Origin of the sequence: Micromonospora profundi, assembly GCF_011927785.1 — a bacterium.
Lineage (GTDB): Bacteria > Actinomycetota > Actinomycetes > Mycobacteriales > Micromonosporaceae > Micromonospora > Micromonospora profundi.
Window position 1 is genome coordinate 1074979 of the sequence record NZ_JAATJK010000001.1, and the last position, 17955, is coordinate 1092933.

At 72.7% G+C, this 17955-nt stretch carries 13 protein-coding genes and 1 pseudogene; 11 read left to right on the forward strand and 3 right to left on the reverse strand.

All coding sequences use genetic code 11. The annotated features are described in order from the left end of the window. Positions 1 to 4: 4 nt before the first annotated feature. The 4 genes and pseudogenes from F4558_RS32065 to F4558_RS04860 form a co-directional block, all read left to right on the forward strand. Positions 5 to 829: pseudogene (locus F4558_RS32065) on the forward strand (nucleotidyltransferase domain-containing protein); the annotation flags it as partial. Between the two features lie 174 nt (positions 830 to 1003). Then, complete coding sequence (gene hisI, locus F4558_RS32070; protein WP_312877427.1) at positions 1004 to 1435, forward strand: phosphoribosyl-AMP cyclohydrolase; 432 nt, start codon at positions 1004 to 1006, stop codon at positions 1433 to 1435. A 52-nt stretch (positions 1436 to 1487) separates the two neighbouring features. After that, entirely contained in the window at positions 1488 to 3041 is a 1554-nt protein-coding gene (locus tag F4558_RS04855; protein WP_053658165.1) for an anthranilate synthase component I, read from the forward strand. A gap of 114 nt (positions 3042 to 3155) precedes the next feature. Continuing rightward, entirely contained in the window at positions 3156 to 3758 is a 603-nt protein-coding gene (locus F4558_RS04860) for a Trp biosynthesis-associated membrane protein (protein ID WP_167943308.1), read from the forward strand. An 81-nt stretch (positions 3759 to 3839) separates the two neighbouring features. Here F4558_RS04860 and F4558_RS04865 read toward each other — a convergent pair whose 3' ends face one another. Then, positions 3840 to 4115, reverse strand: coding sequence for a hypothetical protein (locus F4558_RS04865; RefSeq protein ID WP_053658355.1), 276 nt, complete (start codon positions 4113 to 4115; stop codon positions 3840 to 3842). Positions 4116 to 4599: 484 nt separating this feature from the next. Here F4558_RS04865 and trpC point away from each other — a divergent pair, with 484 nt between their 5' ends. The 3 genes from trpC to trpA are packed head-to-tail and all read left to right on the forward strand — an operon-like array spanning position 4600 to position 7485. Beyond that, on the forward strand, positions 4600 to 5403 hold the full coding sequence (gene trpC, locus F4558_RS04870; RefSeq protein WP_197281607.1) for an indole-3-glycerol phosphate synthase TrpC: 804 nt from the start codon (positions 4600 to 4602) through the stop codon (positions 5401 to 5403). Between the two features lie 38 nt (positions 5404 to 5441). Further along, positions 5442 to 6680 carry a tryptophan synthase subunit beta gene (gene trpB, locus F4558_RS04875; protein WP_053658171.1) on the forward strand — a complete coding sequence of 413 codons (1239 nt, stop codon included), beginning with the start codon at positions 5442 to 5444 and terminating at the stop codon, positions 6678 to 6680. Between the two features lies 1 nt (position 6681). After that, positions 6682 to 7485, forward strand: a complete 804-nt coding sequence (trpA, locus tag F4558_RS04880; RefSeq protein ID WP_053658173.1) for a tryptophan synthase subunit alpha — start codon at positions 6682 to 6684, stop codon at positions 7483 to 7485. Positions 7486 to 7631: 146 nt separating this feature from the next. Here the strand turns inward: trpA and F4558_RS04885 are convergent, their stop codons facing one another. Further along, positions 7632 to 8183 carry an NUDIX hydrolase gene (locus F4558_RS04885; RefSeq protein WP_053658175.1) on the reverse strand — a complete coding sequence of 184 codons (552 nt, stop codon included), beginning with the start codon at positions 8181 to 8183 and terminating at the stop codon, positions 7632 to 7634. 101 nt (positions 8184 to 8284) lie between these two features. Here F4558_RS04885 and lgt point away from each other — a divergent pair, with 101 nt between their 5' ends. Together lgt and F4558_RS04895 are read left to right on the forward strand one after the other, a co-directional pair. After that, positions 8285 to 9436, forward strand: a complete 1152-nt coding sequence (gene lgt / locus F4558_RS04890) for a prolipoprotein diacylglyceryl transferase (RefSeq protein ID WP_053658177.1) — start codon at positions 8285 to 8287, stop codon at positions 9434 to 9436. A 15-nt stretch (positions 9437 to 9451) separates the two neighbouring features. After that, positions 9452 to 10639: an FAD-dependent oxidoreductase gene (locus F4558_RS04895; protein ID WP_053658180.1), complete on the forward strand. Its 1188-nt coding sequence runs from the start codon at positions 9452 to 9454 to the stop codon at positions 10637 to 10639. Between the two features lie 13 nt (positions 10640 to 10652). On the opposite strand, the gene F4558_RS04900 is transcribed toward F4558_RS04895, so the two are convergent. Further along, positions 10653 to 11498 carry a GNAT family N-acetyltransferase gene (locus tag F4558_RS04900; protein WP_053658184.1) on the reverse strand — a complete coding sequence of 282 codons (846 nt, stop codon included), beginning with the start codon at positions 11496 to 11498 and terminating at the stop codon, positions 10653 to 10655. A 145-nt stretch (positions 11499 to 11643) separates the two neighbouring features. Between F4558_RS04900 and gltB the strand changes: the two genes are divergently transcribed. Beyond that, positions 11644 to 16329: a glutamate synthase large subunit gene (gltB, locus tag F4558_RS04905; RefSeq protein ID WP_167943309.1), complete on the forward strand. Its 4686-nt coding sequence runs from the start codon at positions 11644 to 11646 to the stop codon at positions 16327 to 16329. After that, positions 16322 to 17860 carry a glutamate synthase subunit beta gene (locus F4558_RS04910; protein ID WP_167943310.1) on the forward strand — a complete coding sequence of 513 codons (1539 nt, stop codon included), beginning with the start codon at positions 16322 to 16324 and terminating at the stop codon, positions 17858 to 17860. The genes gltB and F4558_RS04910 overlap by 8 nt, the downstream gene beginning before the upstream one ends. Positions 17861 to 17955 lie beyond the last annotated feature (95 nt).

The following is a 17955-nucleotide window of genomic DNA, read 5'->3' on the forward strand; positions in this document are numbered from 1 at the left end:
CTTGATGAACTCAACGCTAGATGAGATATCGAGGCCGCGCAACGCGCCCCGTCGCACCCAACGGAAGAACGGGCAGTACGCTCCGGACCGGACACCAGGTCCGCCATCGGGCATTGCGCACCGATCGGACGTGCGGCACGATGGCGCGGTGGGTCACGCTCCGTTACCGCACAGCGGGTTCCTTGAGGACTGGGCCGCACGGTTGCGGCAGGCCGCCGACCGGCCGGTCGTCGGCATCCTGCTGCGTGGCAGTCACGCCCGCCGGACCGCCACCGCCCACAGCGACGTCGACCTCGACGTGCTCGTCGGTGGCACCCCGTACGCGGCCCGCCGCGCGTACCTGGCCGAGACCGCCGGCCGCGTCACCCACGTCTCGGTGGCCGCCCGTGACGTCCGCTCCTGGGTGCACCGGCTCGGCGAGCCGGCCGACTGGGCGTTCGGGCTGCCGGTCACCACGCCGGCCCGGCTGCTCTGGGCCGACCCGCACTGGCGGCCCCGCATCGACCTGCCGGTGCTCTGCCAACCCGCCGAACCGCCCCGGCTGGAGGAACTGATCGCCATGCTCGGCAAGGCCGCCGCCGCGCGAGCCGCCGCTGACCGCCTCGGCGTCCGGCTCGCCGTGGCCGACCTGGCGCGACTGTGCCCGTCGGTGCTGCGCCCGGCGAACCCCTCGGTGCGGGTGGCATCTCGACGGGCGGCGTTCGCGGCGGCCCTGGAACTGCCGGTCGCCCCGCCCGGCTACCGGGACGACATGCTGCTCTGCCTCGGGCTGCGCCCTGGCACCACCGGGCAACTCTGGACCGCCGCCGTACGGCTGGTGGCCGGCACCCTGCCGTTGATCCGCCCGTACGCCGAGGAGATCGCCGAGGCGACCGGCACCGACCTGGCGGACGCTCTGGTCGACGGTCGGCTGGACCGCTACGTCGCCCAGCTCGCCCAGCCAGCCCACCCCGGGCGGGAGCCGTCGCCAGTGTCCGCGCCGCGTGCAGGACAATGGGTCACTGTGCCCGTACCTGACGCGCCGGCGACCGGCGTACCCAGCGATCCGAGCGGCCCGACGGCTGCCGTGCCGGCCCGGCCCTCCCAGCTCGACCCGGCCATCGCGGCCCGGTTGCGCCGCAACGCCGACGGTCTCGTCGCCGCGGTGGTCCGCGCCCACGACTCCGGCGATGTGCTGATGGTCGCCTGGATGGACGACGAGGCGCTGCACCGCACCCTCACCACCGGCCGGGCCACCTACTGGTCGCGCAGCCGGCGCGAATACTGGGTCAAGGGCGCCACCTCCGGGCACCACCAGTACGTCCGCTCGGTCGCCCTGGACTGCGACGGCGATGCGCTGCTGGTAACCGTGGAGCAGGTGGGTGCCGCCTGTCACACCGGGCAGCGGACCTGCTTCTTCACGGAGCTGCCCGTCACCAGCCCGGAGGAGCTGTGACCACGCGCGTGCGGCGCGGCTGCGCGGCCGCGACCGAAAGGCAGGCTCAGCCATGACCGACGGCGCGGTGAGCCCGGATCCGGTCACCTTCACCGAGCTGGCGGCCCGCTGGCGGGTGGTGCCGGTGACGCGCCGGCTGCTGGCCGACGCGGAGACCCCGGTCGGGGTCTACCGCAAGCTGGCCGGTGGGCCCGGCACGTTCCTGCTCGAATCGGCCGAGCAGGGCGTCGGCTCCGCCGGCATGGCCTGGTCGCGGTACTCGTTCATCGGCGTGCGCAGCAGCGCCACGCTCGTCGAGCGCGACGGCGTGGCGACCTGGCTCGGCCAGCCGCCGGCCGGGCTGCCCACCGAGGGTGACCCGGTGCGGGTGCTGCGGGAGACCGTCGCGGCGCTTGCCGGCCCGGTCGCCGACGAGGCCAGCGGGATGCCGCCGCTGACCGGGGGCATGGTGGGCTACCTGGGGTACGACCTGGTGCGTCGCTTCGAGCGGCTGCCCGAGCTGACCGAGGACGACCTCGGTGTGCCGGAGTTGGGCATGATGCTCGCCACCGACCTGGTGGTGCTCGACCACTACGACGGCTCGGCGATCCTTGTCGCCAACGCGGTGCTGCCACCGCTGGGCACTCCGGGCCGCGACGAGCAGGTCACCGCCGCGTACCACCACGCGGTGGGACGGCTCGACGCGATGACCACCGCACTGTCCCGACCCATCCCGCCGATGATCTCCACGGTGGAGCGTCCGCCGGCCGGCGAGGTCCTCTGCCGTACGCCCGAGGGTGGCTATCCGAAGGCGGTGGAGGCGGCCAAGGAGGCGATCCGGGCCGGTGAGTGCTTCCAGATCGTGCTGTCGCAGCGGTTCGAGCGGGAGACGCACGCCGATCCGCTGGACGTGTACCGGGTGCTGCGCACCAGCAACCCCAGCCCGTACATGTACCTGCTGCGCTTCGACGGGTTCGACATCGTCGGCTCGTCGCCGGAGGCGCACCTGAAGGTCACCGCGGGCTCGGACGGGCGACGACGGGCGTTGTTGCACCCGATCGCCGGTACGCGGCCCCGCGGTGGCACCCCGGCCGCCGACGCGGCGCTCGCCGCCGAACTGCTCGCCGACCCGAAGGAACGGGCCGAGCACGTGATGCTCGTCGACCTGGGCCGCAACGACCTGGGTCGGGTCTGCGAGCCGGGCAGCGTGGAGGTGCCCGAGTTCGCCACCATCGAGCGGTACAGCCACGTGATGCACATCGTCTCGACTGTGATCGGCACGCTGCGTGACGATCGTTCGGCGTTCGACGCGCTCGCCGCGACCTTCCCGGCCGGCACTCTGTCGGGTGCTCCCAAGGTGCGGGCCATGGAGATCATCGAGGAGTTGGAGCCGGTCCGGCGTGGCGTGTACGGCGGCACTGTCGGCTACTTCGGCTTCGGCGGCGACCTCGACATGGCGATCGCCATCCGTACCGCGCTGATCCGCCAGGGCCGCGCGTACGTGCAGGCGGGCGCTGGGGTGGTCGCCGACTCGGATCCGGCCGCCGAGGACCAGGAGACCCGCGCGAAGGCCGCCGCAGTGCTGGCGGCGATCGCCGCCGCCGAAACGCTCCGGGCTGCCCGGTGAGCGCGAGGAGTGCAGCGCAGCGGAGCCCCGCAGTCGCGAACGAAAGGTCGGCCCGATGAGCGCGAGGAGTGCAGCGCAGCGGAGCCCCGCAGTCGCGAACGAAAGGTCGGCCCGATGAGTGGGGCGGATGTTGGTGAGGGGCCGGAGGGCGGGGTGGCGACGGGTCGGCGTCAGCTGACGTACGCCGTGCTGTTCGGTCTGGTGGGCGCGGCGCTGGCGCTGTGGGCGGCGACCCGGAGTTGGTCGGTGGAGGTGACGGCGCGTCCGGCCCCGTTGCCGGCGGTGCGTGATGTCCGCAGTGGGGCGGCGCTGCTGCCGTGGCTGCCGGCGTTGGCTCTGGTCGCGTTGGCGGGTGGCGGCGCGGTGTTGGCCACGCGGGGCTGGCTGCGCCGGGCGGTGGGTGTCCTGCTGGGGGTGCTGGGCCTGGCGGTGGCTGCTGGCGGTGGGTACGGGCTGGTCGCCGACCTCGGTGGTGTGGTGAGCAGGCAGTGGCCGGCGCTCTGTCTGCTCGGCGGTCTGCTGGCCGCGGTGGGCGGTGGGTGGACCGCGTTGCGGGGCGGAGGCTGGCCGGCGATGGGTGCCCGGTACGAACGACCGACGCGAACCGTTACAGAGAGTGAGCCTGAGGCGGCTGGGCGTCCCGGCCCGATGGCCGGGAGGCGGACCACCGAGGCGTGGGACGCGCTGGACCGGGGCGAGGATCCGACGGCCACCTGACGCGACGCACCGACCGGCGCGTCAGGCGGCCTCGTCGCGGGTCGCCGGTCAGCGAGGCCCACACCGACTTCGGCGCGGGTGTCAGCCGACGGGCTGGTGCTCCCGCTGCTCTTGCTGGCGGCGGGCGGCGGCACGGGCGGCGGCCAGTTCGGCCACCAGCCGGTCCAGTTCGGCGCGTCGGTCGGCGCGGGCCCGGTCGGCGCAGACCGCCTCCCAGGCGTTGCCGCGGGCGGTGCGCATCCGGTCCTCGCCGACGACGGCCCGTTCCAGGGTGTGCACGACGCTCACGGCGAGTGACGCAACGGTCCGCGAGATGGTGGTCAACCCGATGCTCTGGTTCGGCTCGACAATGCTCATGGTCACCCCGCACGAGAAGTTGGCGACGGTCGGGCAGGTGCGCCATCGAGTCTGCCCGAGGACGATGCTGACCGGTTGACGTTTCGCCGGGGTGACCGCCCGGTCAACTGTCTCGCCACGGTGCTGACCTGGGACGGGCCATTCGGCCTTGAGTTCGCTCACAGCATCGACAGGTGTCGTTGTCGCGCGGCGGACGTCCGCCGTCGATGGCATGATCGATGGGTCGGCCCGGTTCGACCGGGGCCGCCGGGCTCCCGTCCCAGGGTGTGGCCGAAGCGGAGGTGGCGTTGCGTGACATTCCGTTCACGGCAAGTCGGCCATTATGCCGCAAGCCTTTTCGTGAGCAGCGCCATACCCCGGCCTCCCGGCGTCGGTCGGCTGCCCCTAGCATCGGCCCATGACACCCGGAGAGGGGAGTCCGTTGGTGACTGCTGAGCATGGGCACGCGGAGGGGGACGAGGCCGGTCAGGCGGCGCCCGCTAGCGTGCTGGACGAGATCCTGGCTGGCGTTCGTGAAGATGTCGCCCGACGCCAGGAGCAGATTCCGTTGGAGCGGATCCGTGAACTGGCAGCGGCGGCACCGCCTCCGCTGGACGCGTACGCGGCGCTGCGTAAGCCCGGCGTGGCGGTCATCGCCGAGGTGAAGCGTTCCTCGCCGTCGAGGGGCCGGCTTGCCGAGATCGCCGATCCGGCCGATCTGGCCGTCGACTACGCGGCGGGCGGGGCGCGGGCGATCAGCGTGCTGACCGAGGGGCGTTGGTTCGGCGGCTCGCTCGACGACCTCGCGGCCGTCCGGGCTGCGGTCACCGTGCCGGTGCTCCGCAAGGACTTCGTGGTCTCCAGCTACCAGATCCACGAGGCGCGCGCCCACGGTGCCGACCTGGTCCTGCTGATCGTCGCGGCGCTCGAACAGAACGCCCTGGTGGGCCTGTTGGAGCGGATCGAGTCGCTGGGCATGACGGCACTCGTCGAGGTTCACGACGAGGAGGAGGCCGACCGTGCCCTGGAGGCCGGCGCGCAGGTGATCGGGGTGAACGCCCGCGATCTGCGTACCCTGGAGGTCGACCGGTCGGTGTTCGAGCGGATCGCGCCCGGCCTGCCCAGCAGCGTCGTCAAGATCGCCGAATCGGGCGTCCGCGGGCCGCACGACCTGATCCGGTACGCCTCCGCGGGCGCCGACGCGGTCCTCGTCGGCGAGGGCCTGGTCACGCAGAAGAGCCCTCGCGAGGCAGTGGCAGAGCTGGTCAACGCCGGTAATCACCCGGCAACGCCCCGACCGGCGCGCTGACCCCGCGCCGGTGTGACGCCCCACCGAGAGGATTTCCGATGAGCGCCGATGCGCTGGCCCCGGTGGCCGGCCCGCAGCCCGACTCCGCCGGTCACTTCGGCCGCTTCGGCGGCCGGTTCGTCCCCGAGGCCCTGGTGGCCGCGCTGGACGAGCTCGACGGGGCGTGGCGCACGGCGATGACCGACGATTCCTTCCGGGACGAGTTCGGCGCGTTGCTGCGGGACTACGCGGGGACGCCGTCGCTGCTCTACGAGGCCCGGCGGTTCTCCGCGAAGGTCGGCGCGCGGGTGCTGCTCAAGCGGGAGGACCTGAACCACACCGGGGCGCACAAGGTGCGCAACGTGCTCGGTCAGGCACTGCTCACCAGGCGGATGGGCAAGACCCGGGTGATCGCGGAGACCGGGGCGGGCCAGCACGGCGTGGCTACCGCGACCGCCGCCGCCCTGTTCGACCTGGAGTGCGTGGTCTACATGGGCGAGGTCGACACCGAGCGGCAGGCCCTCAACGTGGCCCGGATGCGGATGCTCGGTGCCACGGTCGTCCCGGTCACCACCGGCTCGCGCACCCTCAAGGACGCGATGAACGAGGCGATGCGCGACTGGGTGGCCAACGTCGACCAGACGCACTACCTGATCGGCACCGCCGCCGGGCCGCACCCGTTCCCGGCGATGGTCCGCGACTTCGTCCGTGGCATCGGCGACGAGGCCCGCCAGCAGTGCCTCGACCTCACCGGCGCGCTGCCGGACGCGGTCACCGCCTGCGTCGGCGGCGGCTCCAACGCGCTGGGCATCTTCCACGCCTTCGTTCCCGACGAGGACGTGCGGCTGTACGGCTTCGAGGCCGGTGGCGACGGCGTGACCACCACCCGCCACGCGGCCAGCATCACCGGCGGGTCGGCCGGGGTGCTGCACGGTGCCCGCACGTACGTGTTGCAGGACGCCGACGGGCAGACGCTGGAGTCGCACTCGATCTCCGCCGGGTTGGACTACCCGGGCGTCGGGCCCGAGCACGCCTGGCTGCACGACACTGGTCGGGCCAACTACCTGCCGGTCACCGACGACGAGGCGATGGCCGCGTTCCAGCTGCTCTGCCGTACCGAGGGCATCATTCCGGCGATCGAGAGCTCGCACGCGCTCGCCGGCACCGTCGCACTGGCGCCGAAGCTCGCCGCCGAGCTGGGCCGGGAGCCCACCATCGTGGTGAACCTCTCCGGGCGGGGCGACAAGGACGTGCACACCGCCGGGGACTACTTCGGCATCCTCGACAAGGAGAGCTGAGATGAGCCGGATCGGGGTGGCCTTCGACAAGGCCCGGGCCGACGGACGAGCCCTGCTGGTCGGATGCATGCCGGCAGGGTTCCCGACAGTCGAGGGCAGCATCGCGGCCATGACGGCGATGGTCGAGGCCGGTGTCGACGTCATCGAGGTGGAGATCCCGTACTCCGACCCGGTGATGGACGGGCCGGTCATCCAGAAGGCCAGCGACATCGCGCTCGCCGGCGGGGTCCGCACGGCGGACACGCTGCGCATCGTCGAGGCGGTGGCGGCCACGGGCGCCCCGGTGGTCACCATGACCTACTGGAACCCCATCGAGCGGTACGGCGTGGACGTGTTCGCCCGCGACCTCGCCGCCGCCGGTGGCACCGGCCTGATCACCCCGGACCTCATCCCCGACGAGGCGGACGAGTGGCTGGCCGCCTCGGAAGCCCACGGGCTTGACCGCACGTTCCTGGTGTCGCCGTCGTCGACGGACGCCCGGCTGGCGATGACCGTGCAGCACTGCCGTGGCTTCGTCTACGCCACCGCCGTCATGGGCGTCACCGGTGCCCGCGCACGTACCTCCGATGCCGCGCCCACCCTGGTCTCCCGGGTCCGGGAGGTCACCGACCTGCCCGTCGGTGTCGGTCTGGGTGTTGGCACCGGCGCGCAGGCAGGCACTGTCGCCGGGTACGCCGACGGAGTGATCGTCGGCAGCGCTCTGGTGCGTTGCGTGCTCGACGCGTCGTCCGAGGCCGAAGGGATGGCCGCGCTGCGTACCCTCAGCGCCGAACTCGCCGAGGGCGTCCGTAACCCCGTTCGCTGAGTGACGCCCCCCACGACGGACGTGAGCGGGCTCGGCGGTCAGTTCCTTCCGAGCCTGATTCCTGTGAGTCATTTTGATGACTCACAGGAATCAGGCTCGAAGACGTAGCACCGGCCCGGGGGCGGTCGACAGCAGTGCCGGCACGGTCACGGACGCAGCGACGGGCCTGTCGCTGCTTCGCCGCGTTGCTCCGGCGGCCGCCCGGCTCCCGCCCGCCCGCCATGGCTGGCGGGATCCCCGGAGCCGGTAGCCCAGGTGGTTTCGCGAAGAACGCCGGAGCGGCCGGCGACCGCGTCGACGACGGCCGCCCGGGTGAGCGGGGTGACCTCATCGGGCAGCTCGCTGGGGGCATGCCAGGACAGCCGGCAGCCCGGCGGCGGGCCGGCGCTCGGCCCGACCTCCGCCGCGCGGGCCCGGAACACATGCACCAGGACGTCCGGCAGCGGCCCGGCCCGGCCGGCCGGAGTGTCCGCCGGTGGGCCGCTCAGGTGGTAGACGCCGACCAGGTCGACAAGCTCGATCTCCCAGCCGGTCTCGGCGCGGATGTCGCGCAGCGCCGCCCGCACCGGGCTCTCCGCCGGGCGCAACCGGCCGCCGGGCAGCGCGTACCGGCGCTCGCCCCGACCCTGCCGGCAGAGCAGTACCCGACCGGCGGCGTCGGTGACGACCGCGGCGACCGCCCAGGTGAGCGTGCTCATGGACAAAGAGCCTACGGCGGCGCAAACCAGAAGTCATCGGGATGGCCGGGCGGTGGCCCGGGGTGCCGCTGCGGGGGTGGACAGCGGTAGCGTGTGCACCCGTGACCTACGCCTCGCTGTCCCCCCAGGCGGCTCTTCCCAGTCCCAGCACCGCGGTCTGGCAGCTCGGGCCGGTTCCGATCCGGGCGTACGCGCTGTGCATCATCGTCGGCATCGTGCTGGCCTGCTGGGTCACCGAGCGTCGCCTGCGCCAGCGGGGTGTCGCGCCCGGAGCGGTGCTCGACATCGCCGTGTGGGCCGTGCCCACGGGCATCATCGGCGCACGGATCTACCACGTGCTCACCTCGCCGGAAAAATACTTCGGCGCCGGTGGCGACCCGATGAAGGCGTTCGCCATCTGGGAGGGTGGTCTCGGCATCTGGGGTGCCGTCGCCGGTGGCGCGATCGGCGCCTGGATCGCGGCCCGGCAGCTCGGCATCCCGTTCTCAGTGGTGGCCGACGCGCTTGCCCCCGGGTTGCCGCTGGCCCAGGCGGTCGGGCGGGTCGGCAACTGGTTCAACAACGAGTTGTACGGCGGCCGGACGACACTGCCGTGGGGCCTGGAGATCCACCGGATGGACCCGGACAACCCGGGGCACGCGTTGCGGGATGACGCCGGCCAGCCGATTCTCGAACCGGGCCTCTACCAGCCGACGTTCCTCTACGAGGCGCTGTGGAACCTCGGCGTGGTCGCACTGGTCCTCGTGCTGGACCGCAAGCTGCGGCTCGGTCGGGGCCGGGCGTTCGCCGTCTACGTGATGGGCTACACCGTCGGTCGGTTCTGGATCGAGTTGATGCGCACTGACGAGGCCAACCAGATCTTCGGTGTCCGGCTCAACGTATGGACCGCAGCCCTGGTCTTCCTCGGCGCGTTGCTCTACTTCGTGCGGGTCCGTGGCCCCCGGGAGTACCTGATCCCGCTCGGCGCGGCGGCCACTCCGACTCCGCCCACGACGTCCGACGTGTCCCAGGTCGACCTCTCCGAGCAGGAGGCCGGGGCGCGCGCCGCCGCCCCGGAGGGCTACCGGGTGGTAAGCGAGGAACAGTTCCGCACCTGGCAGGACACCGGCGTGGCACCACCCGAACCGGCCGACGGCGACGACGACGGGAGCGACGAGCCGGCACCGACCGGTGACCCCGCGCGGACCGACGGCACGCGGGACGCGCACGACGGCGAGCGGGCCGACGCGCGCCCCGCCGACCGGGACAGCTGAGCGAGGGCGATACCGATGCGAAGCGCGGTGGTGGTCGGTGCCGGGGTCGGTGGCCTCGCGGTCGCTGGCGCGTTGGCCCGCTCCGGTTGGCAGGTCACCCTGCTGGACCGCGCCGAGCGGGTCCGCCCCGAGCCGACCGCCGTCGTGCTCTGGCCCAACGGGGTACGCGCGTTGCAGGCCCTCGATCGTGGCGCCGGACTGGCCGCCATCGCCACCCCGCTGCCCGACGGTGGGGTCCGCCGCCCGGACGGGCACTGGCTGGTGCAGCCTCGGCCGACCTCGGTCGAGCGGATGCCGGTGGTGGTGCACCGGGAGGACCTGCACGACGCGTTGATCGCCGGGCTCGGTGACCGTGTCGAACTGCGTACCGGTGTGACAGTGCGCCACGTCCGGGTCGAGCCGGGCGAGCGCCCGGGCGTCAGCGACGGGCGGCACACCATCGAGGCCGACCTGGTGGTCGCCGCGGACGGCACGGACAGCGTCATTCGCCGCCAGTTGGCACCCGAGTCCAGGGTGGTCAGCTCCGGCTGCGCGGCCTGGCGAGCCGTCATCCCCTGGTACCGCGCACCTCGGCTGCCCGCCGACCAGCCGATCGCCGGCGAGGTCCTCGGCGCGGGCTACCGGTTCGTGGCCGCCTCGCTGGGTGAGCGCGGCTCGTCGGGTGGCTCCACCCGGGGCGGCATCTACTGGGTGGCCACCGCAGCCGGCGCTCCCCGTCCGGAGCCTCCGGAGACCCAGCTGGCGTTGCTGCGCCGCTGGTACGCGGGCTGGCCGGCGCCGATCGCCGACCTGCTCGACGCCACCGACCCGACCGACCTCGTCCAGCAGGAGGTCCGGGAGTTGCGCCCGTTGCCCCGCGCGTACGGCTTCCCGGTCGGGCCGGGCGGTGTGGTGCTGCTCGGTGACGCGGCGCATGCCATGCCGCCGCACCTCGGCCAGGGCGCGTGCCTGGCATTCGAGGACGCCGCCACACTCGCCTCCCTGCTGCGCGAGGCTCGACTGCCCGACGCCGTGCAGGCGTACGACCGGGTGCGCCGTCCCCGGGCGGCGTCAGTGGTCCGGCAGACCCGGCGCATGTCGGCGGTGCTCCAGACCCGGGGCCGGCTGGCGCTGCGCGCCCGGGACGCCGCACTCGGCACGATCAACTCGCGGCTGCTCTCCAGCACCGCCGCGTCCGCAGTCCAGTGGCGTCCGCCGGCCTGACCGTTCCCCGGGTTCAGGGGATCAGGGCGGCGGGTTCGGCGATGCAGGCGGTGCCGATCCGGCGGAAGCCGACCCGCAGGTAGACGCGGGCGATCTCCTCGCTGCCAGCGGACAGGAAGACGAGGTCGGTGCCGGCGGCGAGCAGCACCCGGGCGAGGGCGGCGGTCAGCGCGGCGCCCATCCCGCGTTGGCGGGCGGCAGGCAGGGTGGCCACCCCGGCGATCTCCGCCACGTCGTCCACACGCATCGCCATGCCGCTTGCCAGCGCGCCCTCCGTGGGCGTACCGGCCAGCGCGGAGATCCGCCGACCGTCGGCGATCCGGGCGCGCTCCTCTTCCAGCGCGGCCAGCTCCAACTCGGTGACGGCCGCGTCCCGCTCGGCCGGTCCGGCCTCACCGGGCGCGGTGCCGGGGGTGCTGAACGACACGGCGGCCACCGCCCGCCGGGCCGCGACGTCGGCGGCGAAGTCCGGTGAGTCTGCCGCCAGCACCCGCACCGGTACGTCGCACAGCGTCGCCGGGTCCGGCAGCGCGGCCGGATCGAGCACCATCAGCGGCGCCTCCAGCACGTTCAGCCCCGCCGAGCGGGCCACAGCCAGCAGCTCAGGCGTGGTTTCGTGCACCCACTCGAGGGACTCGGGCAGGCCCAGTTTCCGCTGTCGCTCCCGTACCGAGGTAATGTCGGCCAGGGACGGCGGCTCATTGGCGTCGATCCGGGGTCGGGCGTAGAACGGCCAACCGTCGCCCTCGCGGACGAACAGCACAAGCGCGCCGTGGTCCTCCACAGCTGCGACGTCCCGGGGCACGGCGTCGTAGAAGCGTTCCAACCGGTCGAAGACGTCCTTGTGTAGCGAATCCACCGCGCGAGACTACACGTCCCAGACTCTGGGCGGTGTGATCAATCTTGACTGGCCTTGCGCTGACCGCCCTAACGTAGACTCAATAGACCCCGGGCCGACGTCGTCCCTCACCATGATCAGACCCTGAGTGACGACAGGAGGCCCGGTGGCCTTTCCGTACCCGCAGAGCCCGCAGGCTTTGCCGACGCCCGGCCCCCGCCCGTCCGCGCAGGGGCTCTACGACCCGGCGCACGAGCACGACGCCTGCGGGGTGGCCTTCGTAGCGGACCTGCACGGCCGACGGTCACACTCGGTCGTCGCCAACGGGCTCGGAGCGCTCTGCCGGCTGGACCATCGCGGCGCCCGCGGCGCGGAGCCCAACACCGGCGACGGGGCCGGCATCATGATCCAGGTCCCGGACGCGTTCCTGCGCGCGGTGGCCGACATCGCGCTTCCGCCCGCCGGCGAGTACGCCACCGGCCTGGTCTTCCTCCCCGACAACGACGACGACGAGGCTCGCGCCCGCCGGGTCATCGAGAAGTACGCGGTGGTCGAGGGGGCCGACGTCCTCGGCTGGCGGGACGTACCGGTCGAGCCGTCCGGACTCGGCGAGACCGCCCTGGCGGCGATGCCCCGGGTTCGGCAGGTCTTCCTCGCCGCGCGTCGTCTCACCGACTCGCCCGCCGGCAGGGCCGGCACCCCGCTGCGCGACATCGACCTGGACCGGGTGGCGTTCTGCCTGCGTAAGCAGGCCGAGCGGGAGAGCGCCGAGCGGGGCGTGCCGGCGTACTTCCCGTCGCTGTCCAGCCGGACCATGGTCTACAAGGGCATGCTCACGCCCGACCAACTGCCGGAGTTCTACCCGGACCTGCGCGACGAGCGGGTGGACAGCGCGATCGCGCTCGTGCACTCCCGGTTCTCCACGAACACGTTCCCGTCCTGGCCGCTGGCGCACCCGTACCGGTTCATCGCCCACAACGGCGAGATCAACACGATCCGCGGCAACCGCAACTGGATGCAGGCCCGCGAGGCGCTGCTGCGCTCGCCCAACCTACCGGGCAACATTCGGCGGGTCTTCCCGGTCTGCACCCCCGCCGCTTCCGACTCGGCGAACTTCGACGAGGTCCTGGAGCTGCTGCACCTGGCCGGACGGAGCCTGCCGCACGCGGTGCTCATGATGATCCCCGAGGCGTGGGAGAACGATCCCGGCATGCAGCCGGACAAGCGGGCCTTCTACCGCTTCCACGCGAGCCTCATGGAGCCGTGGGACGGGCCGGCGTCGGTGGCGTTCACCGACGGCCAGATCGTCGGCGCGGTGCTGGACCGCAACGGGCTGCGCCCGGGGCGTTGGTGGCAGACCGACGACGGCCTTGTCGTGCTGGGCTCCGAGGCGGGCGTGCTCGACCTCGACCCGGCCCACGTGGTCGCCAAGGGGCGGCTCCAGCCGGGAAAGATGTTCCTTGTCGACACCGTCGCCGGCCGGATCGTGCACGACGACGAGATCAAGTCCGAGCTGGCCGCCGCGCAGCCGTACGGCGAGTGGCTGCACGCCGGGCTGATCGAGCTGGACGACCTGCCGGCCCGCGAGCACACCGTCTACACCCATGACTCGGTCCGCCGCCGCCAGCAGACCTTCGGCTACACGCAGGAGGAACTGAAGATCCTCCTCGCGCCGATGGCCCGCGCCGGCGCCGAGCCGATCGGCTCGATGGGAACGGACACCCCGATCTCGCCGCTGTCCACCCGGCCGCGGCTGCTCTACGACTACTTCCACCAGCTCTTCGCCCAGGTGACGAACCCGCCGTTGGACGCCATCCGCGAGGAGCTGGTGACCAGCCTGGCGTCGACGATCGGGCCGGAGGGCAACCTGCTCGACCCGAACGCGGCGAGCTGCCGGCAGATCGTGCTGCCGCATCCGATCATCGACAACGACGAGCTGGCGAAGATCCTCTCCATCGACGAGGACGGTGACCTGCCCGGCTTCAAGGCGGTCCGGGTCTCCGGCCTGTACCGGATCCGGGAGGGCGCCGCCGGCATCAAGGCCCGGCTGACCGAGATCTGCCGGCACGTCTCCGAGGCCATCGAGGACGGCGTACGCATCCTGGTGCTCTCCGACCGGGACTCCAACGCCGATCTCGCGCCGATCCCGTCGCTGCTGCTCACCGCCGCAGTGCACCAGCACCTGGTGCGTGAGCAGACCCGTACGCAGGTGGCGTTGATCGTGGAGTCCGGCGACTGCCGGGAGGTGCACCACGCGGCTGTCCTGATCGGGTACGGCGCGGCGGCGGTCAACCCGTACCTGGCGTTCGAGTCGGTCGAGGACATGATCGCCACCGGCGCGCTGACCGGCGTCGAGCCGGCCGTCGCGGTGCGCAACTACGCCAAGGGCCTCGGCAAGGGCGTCCTGAAGATCATGTCGAAGATGGGTATCTCGACGGTCTCGTCGTACTGCGGTGCCCAGGTCTTCGAGGCGGTCGGGCTGGACACCCGGCTGATCGAGCGCTACTTCCGGGGCACGCCCAGCCGCATCGGCGGAGTGGGCCTTGCGGGTGTGCACGCCGAGGTGGCCGCCCGGCACGCCCTGGCCTGGCCGCAGGCCGGCACCCCCGCCTCCGACCGGCTTGAGGTCGGCGGCGAATACCAGTGGCGCCGCGAAGGTGAGCTGCACCTGTTCAACCCGGAGACGGTCTTCCTGCTCCAGCACGCCACCCGCAGCCGGCAGTACGACGTCTTCCGCAAGTACACGGCGAAGGTCGACGCGCTCGCCGCGCAGGCGGGCTCGCTGCGTGGGCTGTTCACCCTGCGTACGGGGGTCCGGCCGGCGGTGCCGATCGAGGAGGTCGAGCCGGCCACCGAGATCGTCAAGCGGTTCGCCACAGGCGCCATGTCGTACGGGTCGATCTCGGCGGAGGCGCACGAGACGCTCGCCATCGCGATGAACCGCCTCGGCGGCAAGTCCAACACCGGCGAGGGCGGCGAGGACGTCGACCGGCTGCACGATCCGCTGCGCCGCTCGTCGGTCAAGCAGATCGCCAGCGGCCGCTTCGGCGTGACGAGCGAATACCTTGTCAACGCCGACGACCTCCAGATCAAGATGGCCCAGGGCGCCAAGCCCGGCGAGGGCGGCCAACTGCCCGGCAACAAGGTCTGGCCGTGGATTGCCCGGACCCGGCACGCCACCCCCGGCGTGGGCCTGATCTCGCCGCCGCCGCACCACGACATCTACTCCATCGAGGACCTCGCCCAGCTCGTCCACGACCTCAAGTGCGTCAACCCGGCCGCCCGGGTGCACGTCAAGCTGGTCAGCGAGGTCGGTGTCGGCACCGTCGCCGCAGGCGTGGCCAAGCTCAAGGCCGACGTCATCCTGATCTCCGGTCACGACGGTGGCACCGGTGCGTCCCCGCTGAACTCGCTCAAGCACGCCGGCACCCCGTGGGAGTTGGGGCTTGCCGAGGCGCAGCAGACGCTGCTGCTCAACAAGCTGCGCGACCGGGTCACAGTGCAGGTCGACGGTCAACTCAAGACCGGCCGGGACGTGCTGATCGCGGCGCTGCTCGGCGCGGAGGAGTTCGGCTTCGCGACCGCGCCGCTTATCGTCTCCGGCTGCGTGATGATGCGGGTCTGCCACCTGGACACCTGCCCGGTGGGCATCGCCACCCAGAACCCGGTGCTGCGGGAGCGGTACACGGGCACCCCGGAGTTCGTGGAGAACTTCTTCCTGTTCCTCGCCGAGGAGGTCCGCGGCTACCTGGCCGAGCTGGGCTTCCGGTCGATCGAGGAAGCGATCGGGCAGACCGAGCTGCTCGACGTGGCCCCGGCGGTGACGCACTGGAAGGCGCACGGGCTCGACCTCGCGCCGGTCCTGCACCTGCCGGAGCTGCCCGCCGGCGCGGCCCGCCGTGGCGTACGCGCCCAGGACCACGGCCTGGAGCTGTCCCTGGACAACGAGCTGATCGCGCTCGCGCAGCCCGCCCTGACCTCGGGCGCGCCGGTGCGGGTCGAGGTGGCGGTGCGCAACGAGCACCGCAGCGTCGGCGCGATGCTCGGCGGTGAGGTGACCCGCCGGTTCGGTGGCGCGGGGCTGCCCGACGACACCATCGAGTTCGTGTTGCACGGCACCGCTGGGCAGTCGTTCGGCGCGTTCCTGCCGCGCGGGGTGACCCTGCGGCTGCACGGCGACGCCAACGACTACGTGGCCAAGGGCCTCTCCGGAGGGCGGATCGTCGTCCGCCCGGACGCCGCCGCGCCGTTCCTCGACGCCGACGCCGCACCGGGCGAGCGCGCCGAGGACCAGATCATCGCCGGCAACACCATCCTGTACGGGGCCACCGCAGGCGAGGTCTTCCTGCGGGGCCGGGTGGGTGAGCGGTTCGCGGTGCGCAACTCCGGCGCGGTCGCGGTGGTCGAGGGTGTGGGCGACCACGGCTGCGAGTACATGACCGGCGGGACGGTGGTGGTGCTCGGCGCGACAGGCCGTAACTTCGCCGCAGGCATGTCCGGCGGTACGGCGTACGTGCACCGGCTGGACCGGGCCCGGGTCAACGCGGAGCTGGTCGACCTGACGCCGCTGGGCGAGCAGGAGCAGGCGCTGCTGCACGAGCTGGTCCAGCGGCACGTGGCCGAGACCGGCTCGTCGGTCGCCGAGGATTTGCTCAAGCGCTGGCCGGAGGCGGTGGCCGAGTTCACCGCTGTGGTGCCCCGCGAGTACCGCCGGGTGCTGGAGATCATGCGGGCCGCCGAAGCCGCCGGCCGCGATGTCGACGACGCGGTGATGGGCGCGCTCAGCGCACCCTCGGCCGCGCCCGTTCCGCCCGCTTCGCGGGTGGTCGCCCAGGAGGTGGCCCGTGCCTGACCCGAACGGTTTCCTGCGCTACGACCGGCGACTGCCGGCCCGCCGCCCGGTGTCGGTGCGGATCAGCGACTGGCGTGAGGTGTACCCACCGGCCGGCGAGGAACTGGTCCGCGAGCAGGCCACCCGGTGCATGGACTGCGGCATCCCGTTCTGCCACGACGGCTGCCCGTTGGGCAACCGGATCCCGGACTGGAACGACCTGGTCCGCACCGGCAGCTGGGACGCCGCCGTGGAGTCGCTGCACGCCACCAACAACTTCCCCGAGTTCACCGGTCGGCTCTGCCCGGCGCCCTGCGAGGCGGCCTGCGTGCTGGGTATCGCCGGCGGGCAGCCGGTGACCATCAAGCAGGTGGAGGTGGAGATCGCCGACGCCGCCGCGGCGCGTGGCCTGACGCCCCTGCCGGTACCGCCGCCGTCCGGCCGGTCGGTCGCCGTGGTCGGTTCCGGGCCGGCGGGCCTTGCCGCTGCCCAGCAACTGGCCCGCGCCGGTCACGCGGTGACTGTGTACGAGCGCGACGACGCGATCGGTGGTCTGCTCCGGTACGGCATTCCGGACTTCAAGCTGGAGAAGCGGCACATCGACGCCCGGTTGGCGCAGCTCGCCGCCGAGGGGGTGCGCTTCCGCACCGGTGTGAACGTCGGTGTCGACGTCACCGCCGAGCAGTTGCGCGCCGAGCACGACGCAGTGCTGTTGGCCTGCGGCGCGTTGCAGGGCCGGGACACTCCGGAGACCCCGGGGCGGGCGCTGCGGGGCGTACACCAGGCGATGGCGCATCTGGTCGCGGCCAATCGTGCGGTCGCCGCGGCGACCATCGACCAGCCTGACGCCACCACTGTCACCGGTGAGGGCCGGGCGGCCCGCGCGGTGCTGCCGGACGGCACTCCTATCGACGCTGCCGGCAAGCACGTGGTGATCATCGGCGGCGGTGACACCGCCGCTGACTGCCTCGGTGTCGCGCACCGGCAGGGTGCCGCTGGCGTGCACCAGCTCGACCTGTACCCGCAGCCGCCCAGCGAGCGCGACGAGGCACGGGACCCGTGGCCGACCTGGCCGTGGCTCCTGCGCAGCTACCCGGCACACGAGGAGGGTGGCGAGCGGGTCTTCGCGGTGGCGGTGCAGGAGTTCGTGGACGACGGCACCGGTCAGGTGCGGGCGGTCCGGATCGCCGAGGTGACTGTGGAGAAGCACGACGGTCGGCGGGTGGTCACCGTGGTGCCCGGCTCCGAGCGGGAGTTGCCGGCGGATCTGGTGCTGTTGGCGATCGGCTTCGAGGGCACCGAGCAGCAGCCGCTGCTGACCCAGTTCGGGGTGACCCGCAACGCTCGGGGTGCCATCGACGCCCGGGACGACTGGCAGACCGACGTCGACGGCGTGTTCGTGGCCGGCGACATGCACCGGGGCGCCTCGTTGATCGTCTGGGCCATCGCCGAGGGCCGTGCGGTGGCCGCCGCCATCCATGACTTCCTGGGCGCTGGCGGGGCGCTGCCCGCTCCGGTCGGCCCGGCCGCGCAGCCGCTCGCCGCGCGGTGATCCGCCGGATGCGCTGAGGCCGGTCGAGGTACCGCCGCTGCGACGGTGACTGGCCGATGTCCCCGACGGTCGAGGCTGGACGCGCGGAAGGCCCG